This is a genomic window from Demetria terragena DSM 11295 (assembly GCF_000376825.1).
GTDB lineage: Bacteria > Actinomycetota > Actinomycetes > Actinomycetales > Dermatophilaceae > Demetria > Demetria terragena.
In genome coordinates this window covers 2,468,295-2,487,609 of record NZ_AQXW01000004.1, presented here as the reverse complement: position 1 = coordinate 2,487,609, position 19,315 = coordinate 2,468,295, and the positions used below count along the sequence as shown (strand labels likewise).

The window sequence follows — 19,315 nt, the reverse complement described above, 5'->3', positions numbered from 1 at the left end:
CACAACAAGCCAGATTTCTGAGTAGGTGCGCCAACGCTCCTACCGCCCTAGGCTGAAGGAATGGCCAGGGAGCTCGTCGTGTCGGATCCGGCGATGGCGAGCCTGCTCACTCATCGCGATGCCCCCCACTACCTTGGCCCTTTCCTAGAGCGGGAGCGGTCCATTCGCGAGGTTGCCGGCCAGATGCGCAAGCCCATCGGCCGGGTGCACTACTGGGTGCGCCGACTCTACGATGCCGGGCTGCTTGAGATCACCACCGAAGTGCCGCGCGCGGGGCGACCCATCAAGCACTATCGAGCCATTGCGAGTCACTTTCGCGTTCCCGCACACCTGGTCCCGGTGAATCACTTTGAGCGGACAATGAGCCAGATCAGCGCCGAGGTGACCAGCGCGCTGGCGGCGGCGGGTGAGATTCAGCAGCATGACCTGACCGTGTCGCCCAGCATCAACGGCAATGCCACGGTCGACCGCATCTCCGACTTACAGGTAGCCAAGAAGATCCTCGCAGTGCAGTGGGGGCTCGGTGATGTACACCTCACGAGAGCCCAGGCAGAAGCGTTCCAGGAGGAGCTGTTCGAGTTGCGTGATCGGCTCCTTGACGCCAGTGACCCGGCAACTGTGGGCACCCGGCCCTTCATAGTCAATCTCGCCATGGTTCCGCGCCAAGAGTGAGCATGCGCGACACCGATATAGCAAGGACATAGCACCGATGTAGCGGCTGCCGTCACGGTGAGGTCATTCCATCCCGTGACCTACGGAGCACTCATGACGCACCCCAGCCGGCGCACCGTCCTCGCCACCGGCCTAGCCGCTACCGCCACCGCCACCGCGATTCCGCGGGCCTCCGGTGCCGACTCGGTCAACATGGAATTGCTCGTCCTGGCTGCCCAACTGGACCCCGTCAAAACCGGCACCGGCATCACTGCGGGCGCCAAGGCCAGCGTCCTGCTCGTGGAGCGAGCCCTCGCCGCCAAGGCACTCCTCGCCGAGCGGCATGTCGATGGCCACTTCGGCACTGCCACCAAGGATGCGTACGCCGCCTGGCAACGTTCGCTGGGGCATTCTGGACTCGCAGCCAACGGCCTCCCCGGCAAGTCCTCACTGACAGCGCTTGGCAAGGGGCAGTTCACTCTCACGCGCCCCGTGTCCGTCGGCGACCGCACAAAACTCCAAGGCTTCCCCTTCAACTCACGCACCGTGATGATGCTGAAGGCTGCCTTCACCCTCGCGGACGTGTCGCCTGCCGTCGAGCAGGGTTCCTACTCCGCTGGCGTCGACCCGACGTCCGCCGGTACGCATGACGGCGGTGGCGCGGTCGACCTGGACGCCGAAGAGCTCTCGGGCGAGGAGGCCACCCGGCTCGTCCGCGCCATGCGGCAAGTCGGTTTTGCAGCGTGGCTGCGCACTCCTGACCAAGCGGATTGGCCGCTGCACATCCACGGCATCGCGATCAACGACCTCGATCTGCACGTCACCGCACAGAACCAGGTCGGCGACTACTACCTCGGCCGAAATGGCCTCGCCAACAAGGCCCCTGACGACGGACCTCAGGTCACGAAAGGCACCTGGGAAGAACACCTACGCAGCACTTCCTGACTCACTACCTTCAAGGAATCACCATGCCTCGCATCAACCGACGTGCCCTTTACGCCGTGGCGTCCGCCGCGACCCTCAGTGCCGGAATTGTCGTCACCACCATCCCCGCCGCCCAGGCCGCAGACCGCAACGGTGTCTGCGACACCGGCGAGTTCTGCTACTACTTCAACTCCGACCAAAAGGGCTCGGTCTCCGACTTCACCAAGTCCGTCGGCAACTATGAAACCAAGCAACCCGACTGCTATGAGTTCAAGGGCCCGGGCAACGGGAAGGGCCAGTGCATCAAGAACAACGCCGCGTCTGCCTGGAACCGGTCAAGCAAAGCGGTCTTCGTCTATTTCAACAGCAACTACGGTGGCGCCTTTCAGAAGATCGAACCCGGCCAGAAGGCCCAACTCAACAGCGCGGTCTACAACAACAACGCCTCCCACTCCATCGGCGGTGGTAACCAGGGCAGCAACAACCAGAAGGCAGCGTTCACCTTCTTCGTTAACGCCGGCTATACCAAGCAGCAGGCGGCCGGCATCGTGGGCAACCTCATGCAGGAGTCCGGTATTAGCGTCAACCCCAACGCAGTTCAGAGCCCAGGCCTCGGTCGCGGGATCGCACAGTGGAGTGTCGGCGGTCGCTGGGACAAGGACTCTAAAGACAACGTCGTCTGGTATGCCGGCCAGCAGGGCCAGGACCGCTGGTCACTCAACCTGCAACTCAAGTTCGTCACCTATGAACTGAACACGTTCAGCTACTACGGCAAGTCTTCGCTGAAGGCGGCCACGACCGTCCGAGCGGCCACCATCGCCTTCCAGGACAAGTACGAAGGCTGCGGCACCTGCCACACCGAGACTCGGGTTTCCTACGCCAACCAGGTCTTCAACCAATACGGCTGATCCGCGCCACGGACTGCCTGCCTGACGGGGCCTGGCTTAGGCGGGCAGTCCGAGGAGCACGGACTCCAACGCGTCGGCTTTGTCGTCGTGTCCAACGGCCTTCCACAAGGTCTTCGCGCGGTGCAGGTACTCACCGGCGTCGGCCGGATGGCCCCGCTGCACCTCCAACTCGGCCAGGGCGCGATAACACATGGCTTCATCGGCCAGTGTGCCGTTGTTTCGGAAGGTGGCCGCTGCCTTGGACCACGCCGTCCGAGCGGCATCAAAGTCACCGGCGTCCCGGTGCAGCTCTGCCCGCCGGGTCAGCGTGAAGGCGATGCACCGTTCGTCCTGAAGAGTGGCCAGAATCTCCTCAGCCCGACGGAGTCCGACGAGCGCTGCTTGCGGGTCACCCACCTGAAGCTGAAGCTGGCTGAGCTCGCGCAGCACGACAGCCTCGCGGTGCGCGTCGCCGCTTTCCCGGGCGAGGCGCAGCGACTGGCGGAACCAGACGTGCGCCTCCTGCGGCCGTCGCTGCGCGACCAGAATGATGCCAGCGGAGCATCTCAGCTGCGCCTCGAACGTTCTGTTCTCCAGCGCCGTCACCAGTTTGAGTGCGTGGTGGACCTTTTCGAGGGCCAATTCCCATCGTTCCGACAACCTGTCGCAGGTCACCAGCGCTGACAGCGCCGTCACTTCCCCGTGCTGGTGACCCACCAGGCGAAACAGGCTCAGCGAGCGCTTGGCCAGTTCCTCGGCTCCCTCAAGGTCGCTGCCATAGACATGAACCTGGGCCAAGCCACGCAGGAGCACCGCCTGTCCCAGATCACCCACGGGCAGAGTGAGCGCAAGTTCGTGCGTACGTCGCCAATCATCGAATCTCGCACGATCGTCGAAGTAGGGGCCGAGTGCGGCGGCAAGTTCCCAGCACAACGCCGGGAGTTCCCACTCGGCGGCAAGACGCACAGCGCCGACCAGCGCGGTCCGCTGCGCGTCGAACCAGGCGAATGGTTCAGAGAGTGCAGGCCGCGTCTGGTAGTCAGGCAACGGGCGACGTGGCGCCTCGCCGCGCGGTGGCTGCAACGGGTTGGGCGGCAGTCGCCGTGTGACGTTTTCGACGACATCAAGCCACGATGCCAGGACCCGGGCGACGGCGGCGCGCTGCTCTTCGACAGGTATGGATTGACAGCTTTCGACGGCCTGCACCCGGAGCAAGTCATGGATGCGATAACGCGGTTGTCCATCTGTGCCGGAACCCGACAACGCCACCAGACTGGCGTCGACCAGGCTGTCCAGCACGCCGTCAGCATCCCGTCGATCCAGGAGCGGTCCGACCACCCACCCCGGTAGGTCCTGGGCGCCAAGTAGACCCATCAGCCCGAACGCCCGCCGCGTCTCCGGCTCAAGGGAGCCCAGCGAAAGGTCAACGCTCGAACGCACATCCAGATCACCGAGGCGCAGCTCGCTCAGCCGACGACCCTCGTCCTCCAACCTGGACAGCAGCACCTGCAGCGACCAACTGGGGCGGCCGAGCAACTTTCCCCCAGCGATTCGAATCGAGAGGGGCAGCATCCCGCAGGCACGCGTGATCTGGTGTGCCACAGCCGATTCCGCACTTACACGGGCCGTTCCGACGATCCTGGCGAGCAGGTCGTATGCCTCCTGCGGACCGAGCGGCCCAAGTTCGACATGGACGCTTCCCGAAAGGTCGGTGAGTAGCCGTCTGCTGCTGACGATGATCGCGCTGCGGGCATTGGGTGGAAGCAGCGCGCGGACTTGGTCAGAGGACCCAGCGTCGTCGACCAGGATCAAGATTCGGCGAGCGGCGAGCACCGAACGAAGCAGCGCAGCACGCGCAGCAAGCTCCTCGGGCAGGTCCCGACTACTGATACCGAGAGCCATCAGGGCCTCCGCTACCAGGTCCCTCGGTTCTCTCGCTGACTCCGAGGTGCCCGCGGCATCGAGGTACAACTGGCCGTCGGGAAATCGCTCCCCCAGTTGCCGTGCCGCGTGTAGGGCGACACTGGATTTCCCCGCACCCGGCGGACCGTGGACCACCACCAAGCTCGGTGGCTGGTCTTCCCCCGCAGCGGTGACCGCCGCGAGGATCCGCTCGATCTCAGCATCCCGCCCGGTGAAATCCGAAATATCCGCCGGCAACTGAGCCACAGGCCCCGGGACAGCGACCGCAGACTCGTCGTCGGCAGATTCCGGGACAGGCGCACGCAGTGCTTCGGCTACTGGAGGCGGCTCGCCGGCCAGAATCCGCGCATGCAGGTCCCGGGCCTCTACGCAGGGATCCACCCCGAGGTCATCTGCTAACTGCTCCCGCAATTGGCGATACGCCGCCAACGCTTCGGCCTGGCGACCAGACGACCACAGCGCGATCATCAACTGCTGCCAAACGTTCTCGCGCAGCGGATGTCGCGCGAGGTGCTCGCGGGCGTGGCTGATCGCCGAGTCGAAATGTGCCCGCGCCAGGTCGGCCGTGATCAACTCCTCCCTGGCCGTCAGTCGCAACTCACGGAGCCGTTCGGCACGCGGACCGATCAACGTCGTGAGTTCGACGTCGGCGAAGGCCTCGCCCCGCCAGCATCGAATCGCATCCTCGGCGGCCGTCGCGGCCTGGTCGGGATGCCCAGCTCGCTGCGCTTCGCTGGCCTGCGCAAGCCGTCGTTCGGCTTCGTCAGAATCGAGATCCCCCGGCTCTAGGGCCAGTCGATACCCCGGCGGGCTGGTGACGAGGAAGTCGCCAGCTTCATCGTGGAGTAGCCGCCGCAGCCGCATCACATATCCGTGGATCTGGGTCTGCGCCGATTTCGGGGGTCGTTCGCCCCAGACCTCGTCGATCAGGGCGTCGACTGACACGGTTCCTGGCGCCTGGGCGATCAACACCGCCAGCAGCGCACGCGGCTTTCCCGCACTGACTGTGGCCCAGCCCGCTCCGTCAAAGACCTCTAGCGTTCCGAGAACTCGGATCCGCAGCACCGTGCCCTCCCGCACCATCCACCGAACATGCCGTTGAATCACGACGCTAGTTGGTCTGGTGCCACTCGACGGGGTTACGCGACGGCGAACTTCAGCCCCGGATTAAGCCAGGCGGAAAACCTGCGCCGTGTAGGGCGCAATCGTGATCGCACCGCGGGCGTCCGGGCCGGCATACAGGTCGCCGGAACTGACATCACCAAAGTCATCCGAGTACGCACGCGCGTCGCCGTTGAAGACCAGTTCCCACCGCCCCGGAACGGATGTCCCGAGGTAATAGTCCCGATACTCCTGATGGGAAGCGTTGACGACGACCAGCGCATCACCCGGCGCAGCGCTCGGCGCGCTGCTGCGCACATAGGCGAGCACCTTGGCCTGGTCATCAACGTGAGTGACGCCGACGTGCTGTCCGCGCAAACCTGGGATCCCGCCAGACACGTTGCGGCGCAACTGGATCAGGTCGGCGTACGCCCGCACCACACCATGGAACTCCTCAGACAGGTGCCATTCCAACGGCACATCGTCACGGAACCACTCGTCCTCCAAGAACTCCTGGCCCTGGAAGAGCATGGGGATCCCGGGACTGGTGAGGGTGATCGCGGCGCCCAGCATCGAACGCTTCCGGGCGTGCCACGCTCGCGGATTCTCGCCATCGATCTCCTCGGGGAGGCGAGCGCGACCATTGGCCACCTCGTCGTGCGATTCGGTGTAGACCACCCGCTGGAAGGCATCGTCGTTGTAGCGCGTGGCGACCGCCTGCGCGAGCGCTGGCATCGAGCGCGAACCGTCATCCATCGCGATCATCGCCGCACGAACCGGGTGCACGAACGCACCATCCCACTGCGCATGGAACTTCGCCACCGAGGTGATCTCTGGCTTGCCCTGCATGTCCTCGGCGAGGAGCACCACATCGGGCCAGTCGGCGCTCAGGTGTTCGTTGACCTCCTGCATCAGGGACCAGCCGTCGGGGAGGTTCTGCCCGCCGCCATCGACACTGCGGACGTACGGCGTCATATCCCAGCGCAACCCGTCGGCATGAAAGTCGCGCAGCCACGACACCGCGTTGTCATAGATGTATTGCCGCACCTCGGGCCGACCGTAATCGGGGCGGGTGTCACCCCATGGGGTCTGCGACCGGTCGTCGTTGTAGAAGTAGATTCCGCCCTTGCCGTTTTCGCTCCAGCCGTCGAACTGCCACAGATCGAGGTCGCTGGGCCCAAAGTGGTTGTAGACGACGTCGACAATCACGGCCAGGCCACGCCGGTGCGCTTCCCGCACCAGCGTCTTCAGCGCGTCCGGACCGCCATAGACCGACTCCACGGCAAACGGGTGCGCTGGGTTATACCCCCATGAGCGGTCTCCCGCGAACTCCATCACCGGCATAATCTCGATCGCGTTGATGCCGAGCGCCACCAGGTGGTCGAGGCGGCTGTACGCCATCTCGAAGGTGCCAGGACGGCTGGGATCCTCGGCGTAGAAGGACCCGATGTGCAGTTCGTAGATCACCAGGTCATCTCGGGGCGGGCACCCATAGTCATCGCCCTGCCAGTCGAAATCACCGTGGTCGTAGATGACGCCGTTCCCGACCGAGTTGGTGACCTGGCGGGCGTACGGGTCAATCCGCGACAGCTCGCTGCCGTCTGAGGCGACGAGATGGAAGCGGTATTCCTGCCCGACGCCGGCGCCCGGCACCTCGCCTGACCATCGCCCGTTGCGCGTCCGTTGCAGTGGATGCGCGCTGGCATCCCAGTCATTGAAGTCACCGACGACCGCAACCTGCTGCGCGAAGGGCGCCCACACCCGAAATGACACTCCACCGTCATGGACGGTCGCGCCCATCTGATACCTGTCCGACATGACCCGACCCTAGGCGAGGTACCTCGCCCAGCCCTTCTGCGGCGCGCTGCCCAAGCGCTGAAGTCGTCCCAAGACCTCTGGATCCTGGGCGTCCAACCAATCGCATAACTGCCGAAAGGAGACCATGTGAGTATCGGGCTCTCCCGACAGGTTGCGCATCACCTCTTCGACCGCCTTCATATAGATCCCGCCGTTCCAGTGCTCGAAGTGATTGCCGATGACGAACGGCGCCCGGTTGCCGTCGCGTGCTTGCCGGAAGCCCGCCATCAACGAGTCGACGGTTTGCCGCAGCCATTGAGTGCGCTGACCCGGGTCGCCGTTGACCTTGCCCGCGGATTGTTGGTAGAGGAAGTTGTAGTCCATCGCGACGATCCCCGATCGTGAGCCGGGGTAGGGCACGGACTGCATCGACAGATCCCACAGGCCCTCGACTTTGTGCGGCCAGGTGGCGTAGCGGGCGCCGCTGGAGTCATACCGCCAGCCGAGATCGGCAGCCGCCTTGCGCAGGTTGTCGGTGCCCTCCAGGCACGGGGTGCGCCCGCCGACCAGTTCCTTCCGATAGTCGAAGGGTAGGGCGGGAAGGTCGGTGAACCCGGTCGTGGTCTTCCAGGACGCCACAAACGTGTGGGCTTGGGAAATTTCGTCCTTCCACTGCTCCGGCGTCCAGGTCGAGACACCTTTGGGCCCGCAGAAGTGACCGTTGAAGTGCGTACCGATCTCGTGGCCTCCCCACCACGCCTTTCCCGTCTGTTCGATCGTGTCCCGCACGAATCGCTCCGGATAAAAACCGAGATCGGACTCTCCCGGCTCCCGACCAGGGGGGTGATAAATCGTGCGCTTGCTTTCCGGTACGAAATAGATCCCCGTGAGGAAGATCGTCATCGACGCACCGCATTCACGGGCTACCCGCTGGAAATGGCTGTTGAGCTTCAGGCTCGACTCGCCGCCCCCGTCCCACGAGATCACCACGAACTGCGGCGGCTCCTGACCGGGCTTCAGTCGGCGCCAGCGACGCTGCTTCGGTTGCGGGCCGGAATCGGACATCGACCCGTCGCCGATGGGCCGTGCATGCCGGGTTTTCGACGACTTCGCCGACGTACTCGAGGACGATGACTTCTCATCAGACCCGTCAAACGCACAACCCGACGCGGCACCCATCGCCCCCGCTAGTGCGCCACCAACTGCCGTCCGTCGACTTATCTGTGCCACACCACCCACCGCTTCAACACATCCGTCGTCTTTCAGGATGCCGCACGGCGGGCCTGAGGAAAACCCCACACACGTGAAGTGGCCCGTAGGGATCCCCTACGGGCCACTTCGGTGAACTCGCGTGCTTACCGGTTCTGAATGAACGGCTGAGACTGCGGGTTGAACTCGCCCATCTTCACCTTCGCGGCGCTCTTGAAATCCTTGCCGGTGATCTTCAAGACATCGAGGCCCATGCCCAGGTCAGAAGAGTAGATGTGCCCGTTGTAGTAGTAGGACGACCAGGTTCCGCCGCCGTCACCCTTGACCTTCTCCGGGCCACGCTCGAAGTAGCCGATTTCCCGAGGCTTGGTCGGGTTGGTGAAGTCCCACACATTGGTGCCGCCCATGTACCAGGACTGAACCATGATGTTCTTGCCCTTGACCGGAATCAGCGACCCGTTGTGCGACACACAGTTCTCTGATGGGTGCTGGTGGCGGTCAATCTTGAAGTACGACTGGAACTTCAACTTGTTTCGGCCGTTGAGGTTATAGATGGCGTTGGCGCCACGGAACGGCGCGGTCGTCTCATCGCAGGTCGCGGTGTTACCGCCACCCAACTCGTCGGTGAACAGCACCTTGCTTCCGTCATTGGTGAACGTGGCCGAGTGCCAGAAATCGAAGTTGCGGTCAGAGACCCGCTCAATCACCTTCGGGTTCTTCGGGTCGGCGATGCTCATGATGATGCCGTCGCCCATGCATGCCCCGGCCGCCAGGTTTTTCGCCGGGTAGACCGTGATGTCGTGGCAGCCGCTGGTGCCACCCGCGAGCAGGTCAGGACTCTCTGTCCCGCCATCGGGGAACAGGTTGGGCTCGGCGACGACCTTCGCTGCCGCAGGCCGCTTCTTGGGCACCTCAATGATCGAGATGGAGTCGTGCGGCGGCTGGCAGTCGGGCAACGACTTAGACGGGCTATAACTCGAGACGTAGAGGTACTCCTTCGACTTGCCGCCAGGAACGAGGGTGTGGGTGTGGGAACCACACGCCGTCTCAACAGCCTGAACGTAGCGCGGCTTCTTCAGGTCGCTGATATCGAAGATTTTGATTCCCTCCCAACTCGCCTTATCGGTGCCGGAACCGCCCGTGGATGCACACGAGTCGTCGCTACGCGCCACGTCCGTGGAGAGGTAAAGGCGGTCGCCTGACACTGAGATGTCATTTTGCGATCCGGGGCAGGAGACCTGCGCAATCTTGCGGGGCTTACTCGGGGTTTTGATGTCCCAGATCGAGAAGCCTGAGTAGTTGCCAACGAAGGCCTTGTCGTCCTGGAACGCAATGTCAGTTCCAGTGTCGGTGGCCAGCGGACCGTCTGGTCGCACGTTGGCCAAGTGCTTCATGTTTTTGCTTCGGCCGATCTCGCCGGGGCCCAGGTCCGTACCAGAGCGACCGATCTCCGACTTGTTACTGCTCGGCGTCTTGGCCAGACCTCGATTGACTACTTTGTCGTTTCCTACAGCACCCGAGCCATCACCGGGATCGGCGAGTGCACTGCCCACGCCCACGCCCATCGTGGTGGTCAGTAACCCCGTGGTGAGCAGCGCTACCTTCGAGCGCGACCGCCTCGAACCCATCGTCGGACCTCCATTGCAGTGCCCGGTGTTTCCGGGGCTTTCTCCCTTAGCCTGCTCAGTGTGGCGCAGACTGATCAGTAACGTGGGCGTTTGCACCCATCAGGTTTTGGGCAATGTCATGATGCGTCCTATGCCCGCGTCTTCCCGATTCCGTATGCCAGCCCTCTGCACGATCCTGGCCCTCAGCGGCGCACTCCTGACCGGCTGCTCTGACGACTCCAGCGCCGACCGCAGCGGGGCGACTGGAACACCGGCACCGACCGACTCTGTTCCGGTCTTGCAGCCCGGCCGCCCCGGCGAGCCCAACAAGACGCTGACGGGACCGGCGTTGTCGCCGAGTTCCACGCCGGCGACTCAGGCCGACGTGACCTTCATGAGCGACATGATTCATCACCATGCCCAGGCTGTCGTGATGGTCAACATGGTGGACGGAAAACTCACCGACCCCGAGGTGAAGCGAATGGCCTCGCGGATCAAGGCAGAGCAAACACCCGAGATCACCTATATGAAAAAGTGGCTCAAAGACAACGCAGGCTCGAAATCTTCCGGCCACGACCACGGCGGCACGCACTCCGCCACCGGAAAGACCGACCATTCCGACATGCCCGGCATGGCATCCGCCGCCGAGTTGAAAAAGCTCAGCAAGGCCAAGGGCAAACAAAAGGACATCACCTTCCTCGGTCTGATGATCACCCATCACGGTGGCGCGCTGACCATGATCGACGACCGATACAAGGCGGGCGGCACAGACATCGAGACCGGCAGGCTCGCCAACGACATTGGGGCTGGACAGACAGCACAGATCAAGAGCATGGCGGCCATGCGCAAGCGGCTCGGTGGCGCGCCGGTCAGCACGCCGTAGACTGGAGCACGCAAAGGGCTTCGGCGTCTCCTGGAGGTGGGTGGACACGCCACCGCTGTTTCCTGCCCGGAGTGTGCATGTCCCCCCTGCGTCGTTACCGCGCTTTGTTCGGCCTCACGGGCCCTGCGTACATTTTCGTGGCCTTCCTGGCCCGAATCCCGCTCGCGATGAGCCAATTGGGCGTGCTGTTGCTCGTCGCTGAGGACACCGGCAGTTACGGAGCAGGTGGTGCCACTGCTGGCGCGCTCGCCATTGCGAACGCCATCGGTGCGATGTTCTGGGGGAATCTGGCCGACCGCCTCGGGCAACGCACCGTCGTGCTCGTTCAGTCACTGATTGCCGGGTCCGGACTGCTCGCTGTCGTTTTCATCGTCCATACCGACCTCGCGTGGGGATGGGCTGCCGCAGTCGCCGCGGGCGCCGGACTCTTCATCCCCCAGGTCGGGCCGCTGGCTCGCGCGCGCTGGCGGCCCGTGACCTCCGGAGTGGGCGAGTCGGACACCTTGATGGATGTCGCGTTCTCCTATGAAGGGGCCGCCGACGAGGCCAGCTTCGTCCTCGGCCCAGCAATCGTCGGCGTCATCGCCGCTACGGCCAACTCGACCGTCAGCGTATGCGCCGCCGGCGTGCTGCTGGCCGTGTTCGGCAGTTGGTTCGCGCTACACCCGACCGCGCGTACGGCCTTCGCGGCGCGGGAACGCAGCACCGCCAGCACCGCGTCGCTGTGGACCCCCGCGATCATCACGCTAAGCTTTGCGCAGTTCGCGATTGGCTCGGTTTTCGGATCAATTCAGAACGGGACGAACGTGCTGGCGACCGCCGTCGGGCAACCGGGCCTGACCGGTTTGTTTCACGCACTCCTCGGGGTCGGCAGTGTCATCGCTGGTCTCTCGCTGGCCTACCTGCCGACGCGCTGGTCGCTCGCCTCCCGACTCCGATGGTTCGCGCTGGCCTTCCTTTTACTCTCGCTGCCCTTGCTGGCGGTCGGGTCGCTCGCCGCCCTCGCGCCGGTCCTTTTCATCCTTGGACTGACCGTTGCGCCATACATGATCACGACCTTCACGCTGGCAGAGAAACTGACGCCGATGGGGCGTACCGGCGCGGCAATGACCTTGCTCGCGGGGGCTACCGGGTTGGGCTACGCCGTCGGCGCCGCGCTGGCCGGGCGGCTCGCGGACTGGGGCGGGCATACCCCTGCCTTTGCTGTCACGGTGGGCGCCGGAGTTCTCATGCTCGGCACCGTTCTGATCTGGCGGCACGCACTACGCGAGCCGCCCGCGACGGCGAGCGCAGCACCGGACAGCGCGCTCGTAGAGTGATCACATGACGAGCCGCAATCTGTTGAGTTCCCCGATCGTTCAACACCTGTCGTCCGCCGCCATCGCGGGCGCGGTCGTCTATCTCAAGCCGGCCAGGGTGCCCCGTACGCTGCGCCGGGTGCTGCTCGCCACCAACACCGGCGGCTCCGCCGCCGCCATGTTGGTGGGCTCCAGCCGGACGCCCGCGAGCGGCAAGCAACCAGCCCCGCTGGCGCACCGCGCGGGGGCCAAGTCCGATTCGTTGGGTGACACCGCACTCCTGCTGGCCTCGGTGGCCAGCAGCGCGACTCTCCTCACCTCAAAGCCGGCCCTCAAACTCGACCGCCGGGTCGAGAAGTCCTTGACCCGCCGCGGAGTCGGTCGGCCGCGGCTTGTCATGGCCCTTGGCGCCGCCGGTGTCGTGGTGGTCATCGGAGCAGTCACCGACCGCATCACCAAGGCCGCCGAGCGCAAGGTCGCCGAGCTTCAGGAAGCCGAACAGAAGCCGGCCAAGCGCTCAGTCGTGCCAGACCAGCACCACTGAGGCGACCATGCCCATGACAAAACTGACGTAGGCAAACGGCCGACTCGCGTGCACCACGGCGAGCGCGACCTCGCGACTCGCTCCAACCTCGGCTAGACGCTCTTGGGCACTGCGGCGTACGCGCACCTTGCGCTGTCGCCCCTGTGAGTCGTCGCGCCCAGCGACGATGCTCCCCAACGGAACTACGACCGCAATCACGAACAGCGCCAGCACAATTCGCAATACGGGCATTTCCCAAACCCACTCAGCAAGCCCGGCCAAGACGATGAGGACCGCACCCACTCCGGCGACCGAAAGTTGCCAAAGGGTGGTGATTCGTCGCGCCCGCCCCTCGCGTCCACGGGCTGCGGCCACGAGCCGACCGAGGTAGGCAGTGCGCAACTGCCGGCGCATCCACCACACCCACAGCAGCACGAGCACCATCACGAGAGGTGCCAACCAGGTTCGCATGCTGCCCGACTCTAGCCGCGTCGAGTGTCGCCCTCTCCCCGCTGGTCGAGACCAACCCCCGCCGGTCGAGCCGCGTCGAGACCAACCCAACGCTGGTCGAGCAGGCGAGCGCCCTAGCGCGAGCCGTGTCGAGACCCCCAACGCCGGTCGAGCAGGCGAGCGCCAACTCACGCCGGTCGAGCCGTGTCGAGACCCACCCAACGCCGGTCGAGCAGGCGAGCGCCCTAGCGCGAGCCGTGTCGAGACCCACCCAACGCCGGTCGAGCAGGCGAGCGCCCTAGCGCGAGCCGTGTCGAGACCCACCCAACGCCGGTCGAGCAGGCGAGCGCCCTAGCGCGAGCCGTGTCGAGACCCCCGGTGAGTGGTCTCGACACGGTGGATCACTGCGTTCCCACCTGCTCGACCGGCGTTGGGGGCGCACGAGCGCGGAGGCGGGAGGACGAGCGCGGCGCTGGCTGGGTCTGGCGGGAGCCCGCCGAGGCGCTAGCCGAGGAGGGCGGATGGTTGCGTCGCGCTCGTATTCCCGGCGGAGCGCGGGGGTATGGGGTCTCGACAAGCTCGACCGGCGTTTCAACGCTCGACCGGCGTTTCAACGCTCGACCGACGTTTCAACGCTCGACCGACGTTTCAACGCTCGACCGACGTGGGAGGCTCGACGGCATGGAACCTCTGGATGCGCTTCGTCGGATCGCTTTTCTGCTGGAGCGATCTCGCGCCGGGTCCTATCGGGTCAAAGCCTTCCGGTCTGCGGCGGACACGGTCGTACGTACGCCCCGGCCCGACTTGGAGGCCCGCGCGGCGAACAACACTCTGTCCGAACTGCCCGGCATCGGGAAGTCGACCGAGTCCGTCGTTCGGCAGGCGCTTGCCGGAGACATCCCGAGTTATCTGTCCGACCTGGAGGCAAAGAACCTCGGTCGTCTTGTCGAGGGCGGCGAGGCGTACCACGAGGCGCTGCGCGGGGACTGCCATTCGCACTCCGACTGGAGCGATGGTGGATCTCCGATCGAGGAAATGGTTGCTACCGCAATGGAGTTGGGGCACGACTATCTCGTGCTCACCGACCACTCGCCTCGACTTCGGGTCGCCAATGGGCTCTCGAAGGAGCGGTTAACTCGCCAACTCGGCGTGATCGACCGGATCAACGAGCACCTGGGCGACAACTTCACTCTCCTCAAGGGGATTGAGGTCGACATCCTCGACGAAGGTGACCTGGACCAGAGCGACGCCATGTTGGACCGGCTGGACGTGCGGGTCGCCTCTGTGCATTCCAAACTCAAGATGGGCCCCGCTGCCATGACTCAGCGAATGGTCGCAGCGGCATCAAACCCGCGCGTCAACATCCTTGGCCACTGCACCGGTCGCCTCGTCACCGGAGAACGCGGGACCCGTCCGCAGTCGCAATTTGATGCCAGTGCGGTGTTTGCGGCGTGCGCTGAGCACCACACGGCCGTCGAGATCAACAGCCGCCCGGAACGCTGCGACCCGCCCGATGACCTGCTGTCATTGGCCATCGAGAGCGGTTGCCTTTTCAGCATCGACAGCGACGCCCACGCCCCCGGACAACTGGACTTCCTGCAGTACGGCTGCGAGCGGGCTGAGCGGCTCGGCGTACCCATCGACCGCATCATCAACACGTGGGAGAGGGACCAACTTCTCGCGTGGGCAAAGGCGTCATAACAGGGCCGTAGGAGCCGTTTTGGCGGTTGGGCAAACTACCCCGTATGCTTTCGCAAGTCCTCGACGGAACCAGGCCCGGCTTGGCGGATTGGGACCGAAGTTGGACAAGGTCCCCATCGTCTAGCGGCCTAGGACCCCGCCCTTTCACGGCGGTAGCACGGGTTCGAATCCCGTTGGGGATACGCAAGAACGGCCTTGCACGCAAGGCCCCGTAGCGCAGTTGGTTAGCGCGCCGCCCTGTCACGGCGGAGGTCGCGGGTTCGAGTCCCGTCGGGGTCGCCAGCGCCGTCCTGAGCAAGCCTTAAGCTTGCGAAGGGCGCGCCGAAGGGCACCACCTGGCCAGGTAGCTCAGTTGGTAGAGCGAACGACTGAAAATCGTTAGGTCGGCGGTTCGACCCCGTCCCTGGCCACCACCCACACGAGCGGCTCGCAGCCCACAGGTTGCGAGCCGCTCGTCTTTGCCCGGACGGTCCGCATGGGCCCAAGAGTCTCCTCCCAGGTCAACCAGCCACAATGACGTCGTGCTGAAACATATCCGCGCCCTCATCGTCCTGGTTCTGGCCACCTGCGGCCTCTCGTTCGCGATGGCGGGCACCGCCGCCGCGCATGACCGACTCCTCTCCTCCGACCCGGCGGACGGCGCCACCGTGTCGGCGCCGAAGAACCTCACGCTGACCTACAGCGCAGAGATCTTGCCTACTGGGTCGAGGGTCGAGGTCAAGGGGCCCGATGGTTCCCCCGCTTCCTCGGGTGAGCCCAAGGCCGATGGCGCCAAGGTCGTCCAGGCGCTGGATGCCTCAAGCCCGGGAAAGTACGCCGTCACCTGGCGGGTCACCTCCAGCGACGGACACCCCATCTCAGGCACCTTGTCCTTTACGGTGCGCGGGAAAAGCACCACGAGTTCCGCCACGAGCAGCGCCGCACCGTCCACGGCCAGTTCAGCAGCGGAGAAGTCCTCCGGTGGCGTCGGAGGCGGCGCAGAGACTCCTAGCGCTTCGGACAATGCGGCCTCAGAAGGCACCTCCGAGCCGACGATGGCACCCACCACCACCGTCGATACCGACGCGACCAGCAACCGCCCTGTCATCGTCATTGGTCTCGCTGTAGTCGCCGCGTTGGGCCTAGTGGGCGCTGGGATGTTCGCGCGGCGGCGCCTCCGCGACGACGAGTAGTTTCGGGCGGCGGCCGGTCGGTGAGTCCGATGTCAGGTCACGGCACGGACTGATGTACGGTTTGTGCTACGACAGGAACTCAGGATCCCCAGGAGCCGTGAGTGATGCTGGCACTGCGTAGTGCCGGTATTGCAACCGCTCTGGGCAACACACAGAGGGGGTCTCGCCATGGGGCGCGGCCGGGCCAAGGCAAAACAGACCAAGGTTGCTCGGGAGTTGAAGTATTTCTCCCCCGATACCGACCTGAACGCTCTCGAGCGCGAGCTTCGCGCTTCGTCACCTAGGGCTGAAGAGCCCCGTGACACCCAGAGCGATGAGGGTGACGACTATGAAAAATGGACCGCAGGCGACCGCTAACGGTCGCCACTCCTGATGTGAGCTTTCACCGCATCGAGCCTTCGGGCTCGATGCGCTGATGCTTGTCTCACGAATGAGAGCCCACGAGTTGGCAGGCGCCGCCAGCAGCACCCTTAGCGCCGGCGACGATCTCGCCGCGGTCCTGTGCGCCGTCACCAGCTGAGCGATCCAGGACTTCTCCCATCACCCATGCCTCAAGTCCGCGCTGCCGTGCGATGTCGGCGGCGCGGTCGGCCTGGTCGGACGGGAGCACGACACAGAACCCGACGCCCTGGTTGAGCGTGCGCTCGATATCGGACTGTGGCACGTTGCCTAGTCGCTGCACGAGGTCAAAGATCGGCGCAGGCGCCCAAGTGCTGCGATCAACTCGGGCGAGAACACCCTCCGGCAGGACGCGCGCCAGGTTGGCAGCCAACCCTCCGCCTGTGACGTGTGACAGTGCGTGAATGTCGACCCCATCGGTACGGATGAGGTTGAGCAGGTCGCTGGTGTAGACCGTGGTGGGTGTCATGAGCGCGTCGCCCAAGGTGCCGCCCAGTTCGGGTACGTCCCGATCCAGCGCCCATCCGGCGGCGGCGAATACCCGCCGTACGAGGCTGTAACCGTTGGAATGCAGGCCGGATGAGCCCAGCGCCAAGACAGCGTCCCCGACCTGGACGCGGTCGGCCGTGAGCAGGTCTGCCCGCTCTACAACGCCCGTGGCGGCGCCTGCGACGTCGTATTCTTCCGGCTCCAGGAGCCCGGGGTGCTCGGCCGTCTCTCCGCCGATCAAGGCGACCCCTGCCTGTTCACAGGCGGCAGCGATGCCGGACACGATGGCGGCGATGCGCTCGGGGACGACCTTGCCGGTGGCGATGTAGTCGGTCATGAACAGCGGTTCGGCGCCGCAACACACGATGTCGTCAACGACCATGCCTACGAGGTCGTACCCGATGGTGTCGTGCCGGTCCATCGCTTGAGCGATGGCCACCTTGGTGCCCACCCCGTCGGTCGAGGTCGCGAGCACCGGCTGGGACATCTTGGCGAGCGCGGAGGCGTCGAATAGGCCCGCGAAACCGCCAAGCCCGCCGAGCACCTCGGGGCGCTGGGCGCGGCGTACCGCGTCTTTCATGAGCTCCACAGCCTTGTCGCCCGCCTCGACGTCGACTCCGGCGGATGCGTACGTGATCGGCGTCTGGCTCATGGGATGTGCGGGCTCCTATGTGTCGTGCTGGGGGCTTTGTCGCGCTTGGTTTCAGGGGTGAAGAAGGGCGTTTGACGCGCCGGCGCCCACTCCCGTGGAGACACCTTCGGCGTCCGCGCGCGAGACGGAATCCTCCGGTCGGTGCTGGATTGACCGGTCGTGCCCGGTCTGAACGTCCATCGGCAGGGTCTCGAGCACGTGCTTGCCGATGGCGCTCTCCTCGGGCAGACCAATGGGGTAGGTCCCGTTAAAGCACGCGGCGCAGAGGGTTTCCGCGGGCTGGTCGGTCGCCTCGATCATGCCCTCCTCGGAGATGTATCCCAGGGAGTCAGCACCGATCGAGGCGCAGATCGCGTCGGTGTCGAGACCGTTGGCAACGAGCTCGGCACGGGTCGCGAAGTCGATGCCGTAGAAGCAGGGCCACTTCACCGGCGGTGAGGAGATGCGTACGTGCACCTCGGCCGCACCTGCCTCGCGAAGCATCCGGATCTGGGCGCGCTGGGTGTTGCCTCGGACAATTGAGTCATCAATCACGACAAGCCGTTTGCCCTTGATGGCGTGCTCAAGCGGGTTGAGCTTCAACCGGATGCCGAGTTGTCGAAGTGTCTGGCTGGGCTGAATGAAGGTACGACCGACGTAGGCGTTCTTCACGAAGCCCTGACCAAACGGGAGGCCGCTTTCTTGGGCATACCCGGTCGCGGCGGGGACACCAGACTCTGGGACACCGATGACCATGTCGGCTTCGACGGGGTGCTCGCGGGCGAGTTGGCGCCCCATGTCGACGCGGGCCTCGTGCACGACTCGACCGCGGATGACGGCATCGGGTCGGGCGAGGTAGACGTATTCGAAGACGCAACCCTTTGGCTGCGGTTCGGCGAATTTGTAGCTCCGCAGCCCGTCCTCATCGATGCAGATGAGTTCGCCGGGTTCGACCTCACGAACGACACTGGCGCCGATGGTCTGCAGTGCCGCGGTCTCTGAGGCGACAGCCCAGCCTCGTTCGAGCCGGCCAAGCGCGAGCGGACGGACGCCTTGCGGGTCGCGCGCGGCATACAGCGTGCTTTCGTCCATGAACGCCAAGCAGTACGCGCCGCGCACCTTGGGAAGGATTTCCATGGCCGCGTCGGTGACCGTTTGGTCCGGGTTGGCGGTCAGGAGCGCCGTAATCAGCGCGGTGTCGCTGGTGTTCCCACGGCCCAGCTCCCCGCGACGCCTGGGGTCGGTGCGTTCGTTGACCAACTCGCGCAGTTCGACGGTGTTGACGAGGTTGCCGTTGTGGGTCAGCGCGACGGTGCCGCCTTCGTGCCCGCCGAGAGTGGGCTGGGCGTTCTCCCAGGTGCTGCCACCGGTGGTCGAGTAGCGCGTGTGGCCCACGGCGAGGTGACCGCGGAGGGAGTTGAGGCTGGATTCATCGAAGACCTGGCTGACCAGGCCCATGTCCTTGTAGACCAGGATGCTGCGTCCGTCGCTGGTCGCGATTCCGGCTGATTCCTGGCCGCGGTGTTGCAGCGCATAGAGGCCGAAGTAGGTCAGTTTGGCGACGTCTTCTCCGGGAGCCCAGACACCGAAGACGCCGCAGGCGTCTTGGGGTGCCTTCTCCCCGGGTAAGAGGTCGTGCGAGAGCCGTCCATCACCAGACACAGTCCCAG

Annotated in this window: 16 protein-coding genes and 3 tRNA genes; 12 read left to right on the top strand and 7 right to left on the bottom strand. The window is 65.0% G+C overall.

The window, feature by feature from the left end; all coding sequences use genetic code 11:
* Positions 1 to 60 precede the first annotated feature (60 nt).
* From F562_RS0116260 to F562_RS0116250, 3 genes are all read left to right on the top strand, one after another.
* The gene (locus tag F562_RS0116260; protein WP_018158032.1) at positions 61 to 672 is read left to right on the top strand and encodes a hypothetical protein; all 612 of its coding nucleotides are present in this window, start codon (positions 61 to 63) and stop codon (positions 670 to 672) included.
* A 93-nt stretch (positions 673 to 765) separates the two neighbouring features.
* Entirely contained in the window at positions 766 to 1,596 is an 831-nt protein-coding gene (locus F562_RS0116255; RefSeq protein WP_040386125.1) for a hypothetical protein, read from the top strand.
* A gap of 23 nt (positions 1,597 to 1,619) precedes the next feature.
* Positions 1,620 to 2,483, top strand: coding sequence for a phage tail tip lysozyme (locus tag F562_RS0116250; RefSeq protein WP_018158030.1), 864 nt, complete (start codon positions 1,620 to 1,622; stop codon positions 2,481 to 2,483).
* Positions 2,484 to 2,519: 36 nt separating this feature from the next.
* On the opposite strand, the gene F562_RS19660 is transcribed toward F562_RS0116250, so the two are convergent.
* The 4 genes from F562_RS19660 to F562_RS0116230 form a co-directional block, all read right to left on the bottom strand.
* A complete protein-coding gene (locus tag F562_RS19660; protein WP_156822693.1) occupies positions 2,520 to 5,492 on the bottom strand; it encodes an AfsR/SARP family transcriptional regulator in 2,973 nt (990 codons plus the stop codon).
* Positions 5,493 to 5,552: 60 nt separating this feature from the next.
* Positions 5,553 to 7,304, bottom strand: a complete 1,752-nt coding sequence (locus tag F562_RS0116240; RefSeq protein WP_026181341.1) for an alpha-amylase family glycosyl hydrolase — start codon at positions 7,302 to 7,304, stop codon at positions 5,553 to 5,555.
* A gap of 9 nt (positions 7,305 to 7,313) precedes the next feature.
* Entirely contained in the window at positions 7,314 to 8,348 is a 1,035-nt protein-coding gene (locus tag F562_RS0116235) for a polysaccharide deacetylase family protein (protein WP_245553670.1), read from the bottom strand.
* A 290-nt stretch (positions 8,349 to 8,638) separates the two neighbouring features.
* Complete coding sequence (locus F562_RS0116230) at positions 8,639 to 10,120, bottom strand: LVIVD repeat-containing protein (protein WP_018158026.1); 1,482 nt, start codon at positions 10,118 to 10,120, stop codon at positions 8,639 to 8,641.
* 130 nt (positions 10,121 to 10,250) lie between these two features.
* On the opposite strand from F562_RS0116230, the gene F562_RS19655 reads away from it, so the two are divergent.
* The 3 genes from F562_RS19655 to F562_RS0116215 all read left to right on the top strand — a co-directional run bounded on the left by F562_RS19655 (position 10,251) and on the right by F562_RS0116215 (position 12,824).
* Positions 10,251 to 10,982, top strand: a complete 732-nt coding sequence (locus F562_RS19655) for a DUF305 domain-containing protein (protein ID WP_040385377.1) — start codon at positions 10,251 to 10,253, stop codon at positions 10,980 to 10,982.
* Positions 10,983 to 11,059: 77 nt separating this feature from the next.
* Positions 11,060 to 12,301, top strand: a complete 1,242-nt coding sequence (locus F562_RS0116220; protein ID WP_018158024.1) for an MFS transporter — start codon at positions 11,060 to 11,062, stop codon at positions 12,299 to 12,301.
* Between the two features lie 4 nt (positions 12,302 to 12,305).
* A complete protein-coding gene (locus F562_RS0116215; protein ID WP_018158023.1) occupies positions 12,306 to 12,824 on the top strand; it encodes a hypothetical protein in 519 nt (172 codons plus the stop codon).
* Here F562_RS0116215 and F562_RS0116210 read toward each other — a convergent pair.
* A complete protein-coding gene (locus tag F562_RS0116210; RefSeq protein WP_018158022.1) occupies positions 12,798 to 13,274 on the bottom strand; it encodes a hypothetical protein in 477 nt (158 codons plus the stop codon). The genes F562_RS0116215 and F562_RS0116210 overlap by 27 nt on opposite strands.
* 660 nt (positions 13,275 to 13,934) lie before the next feature.
* On the opposite strand from F562_RS0116210, the gene F562_RS0116205 reads away from it, so the two are divergent.
* The 6 genes from F562_RS0116205 to F562_RS0116180 all read left to right on the top strand — a co-directional run bounded on the left by F562_RS0116205 (position 13,935) and on the right by F562_RS0116180 (position 16,483).
* The gene (locus tag F562_RS0116205) at positions 13,935 to 14,954 is read left to right on the top strand and encodes a PHP domain-containing protein (RefSeq protein ID WP_026181340.1); all 1,020 of its coding nucleotides are present in this window, start codon (positions 13,935 to 13,937) and stop codon (positions 14,952 to 14,954) included.
* 109 nt (positions 14,955 to 15,063) lie between these two features.
* Positions 15,064 to 15,136 (top strand) — tRNA-Glu (locus tag F562_RS0116200).
* A gap of 23 nt (positions 15,137 to 15,159) precedes the next feature.
* Positions 15,160 to 15,236: transfer RNA gene (locus F562_RS0116195), tRNA-Asp, on the top strand.
* A gap of 55 nt (positions 15,237 to 15,291) precedes the next feature.
* A tRNA-Phe gene (locus F562_RS0116190) sits at positions 15,292 to 15,367 on the top strand.
* A gap of 108 nt (positions 15,368 to 15,475) precedes the next feature.
* On the top strand, positions 15,476 to 16,126 hold the full coding sequence (locus F562_RS20410) for a copper resistance CopC family protein (RefSeq protein ID WP_018158020.1): 651 nt from the start codon (positions 15,476 to 15,478) through the stop codon (positions 16,124 to 16,126).
* A gap of 168 nt (positions 16,127 to 16,294) precedes the next feature.
* Entirely contained in the window at positions 16,295 to 16,483 is a 189-nt protein-coding gene (locus F562_RS0116180) for a DUF3073 domain-containing protein (protein WP_018158019.1), read from the top strand.
* Positions 16,484 to 16,550: 67 nt separating this feature from the next.
* Here F562_RS0116180 and purM read toward each other — a convergent pair whose 3' ends face one another.
* Positions 16,551 to 17,666, bottom strand: a complete 1,116-nt coding sequence (purM, locus tag F562_RS19645) for a phosphoribosylformylglycinamidine cyclo-ligase (RefSeq protein ID WP_018158018.1) — start codon at positions 17,664 to 17,666, stop codon at positions 16,551 to 16,553.
* Between the two features lie 51 nt (positions 17,667 to 17,717).
* Positions 17,718 to 19,307 (bottom strand): amidophosphoribosyltransferase, encoded by a 1,590-nt coding sequence (purF, locus tag F562_RS0116155; RefSeq protein ID WP_018158017.1) that lies wholly within the window; start codon positions 19,305 to 19,307, stop codon positions 17,718 to 17,720.
* Positions 19,308 to 19,315 lie beyond the last annotated feature (8 nt).

Excerpts from the sequence above, each read along its gene's own strand:
- F562_RS0116260 (WP_018158032.1), top strand. The coding sequence starts at position 61 with ATGGCCAGGGAGCTCGTCGTGTCGGATCCGGCGATGGCGAGCCTGCTC.
- F562_RS0116255 (WP_040386125.1), top strand. The coding sequence starts at position 766 with ATGACGCACCCCAGCCGGCGCACCGTCCTCGCCACCGGCCTAGCCGCT.
- F562_RS0116250 (WP_018158030.1), top strand. The coding sequence starts at position 1,620 with ATGCCTCGCATCAACCGACGTGCCCTTTACGCCGTGGCGTCCGCCGCG.
- F562_RS0116240 (WP_026181341.1), bottom strand. The coding sequence starts at position 7,304 with ATGTCGGACAGGTATCAGATGGGCGCGACCGTCCATGACGGTGGAGTG.
- F562_RS0116235 (WP_245553670.1), bottom strand. The coding sequence starts at position 8,348 with ATGTCCGATTCCGGCCCGCAACCGAAGCAGCGTCGCTGGCGCCGACTG.
- F562_RS0116230 (WP_018158026.1), bottom strand. The coding sequence starts at position 10,120 with ATGGGTTCGAGGCGGTCGCGCTCGAAGGTAGCGCTGCTCACCACGGGG.
- F562_RS19655 (WP_040385377.1), top strand. The coding sequence starts at position 10,251 with ATGCCCGCGTCTTCCCGATTCCGTATGCCAGCCCTCTGCACGATCCTG.
- F562_RS0116220 (WP_018158024.1), top strand. The coding sequence starts at position 11,060 with ATGTCCCCCCTGCGTCGTTACCGCGCTTTGTTCGGCCTCACGGGCCCT.
- F562_RS0116215 (WP_018158023.1), top strand. The coding sequence starts at position 12,306 with ATGACGAGCCGCAATCTGTTGAGTTCCCCGATCGTTCAACACCTGTCG.
- F562_RS0116210 (WP_018158022.1), bottom strand. The coding sequence starts at position 13,274 with ATGCGAACCTGGTTGGCACCTCTCGTGATGGTGCTCGTGCTGCTGTGG.
- F562_RS0116205 (WP_026181340.1), top strand. The coding sequence starts at position 13,935 with ATGGAACCTCTGGATGCGCTTCGTCGGATCGCTTTTCTGCTGGAGCGA.
- F562_RS0116180 (WP_018158019.1), top strand. The coding sequence starts at position 16,295 with ATGGGGCGCGGCCGGGCCAAGGCAAAACAGACCAAGGTTGCTCGGGAG.
- purM (WP_018158018.1), bottom strand. The coding sequence starts at position 17,666 with ATGAGCCAGACGCCGATCACGTACGCATCCGCCGGAGTCGACGTCGAG.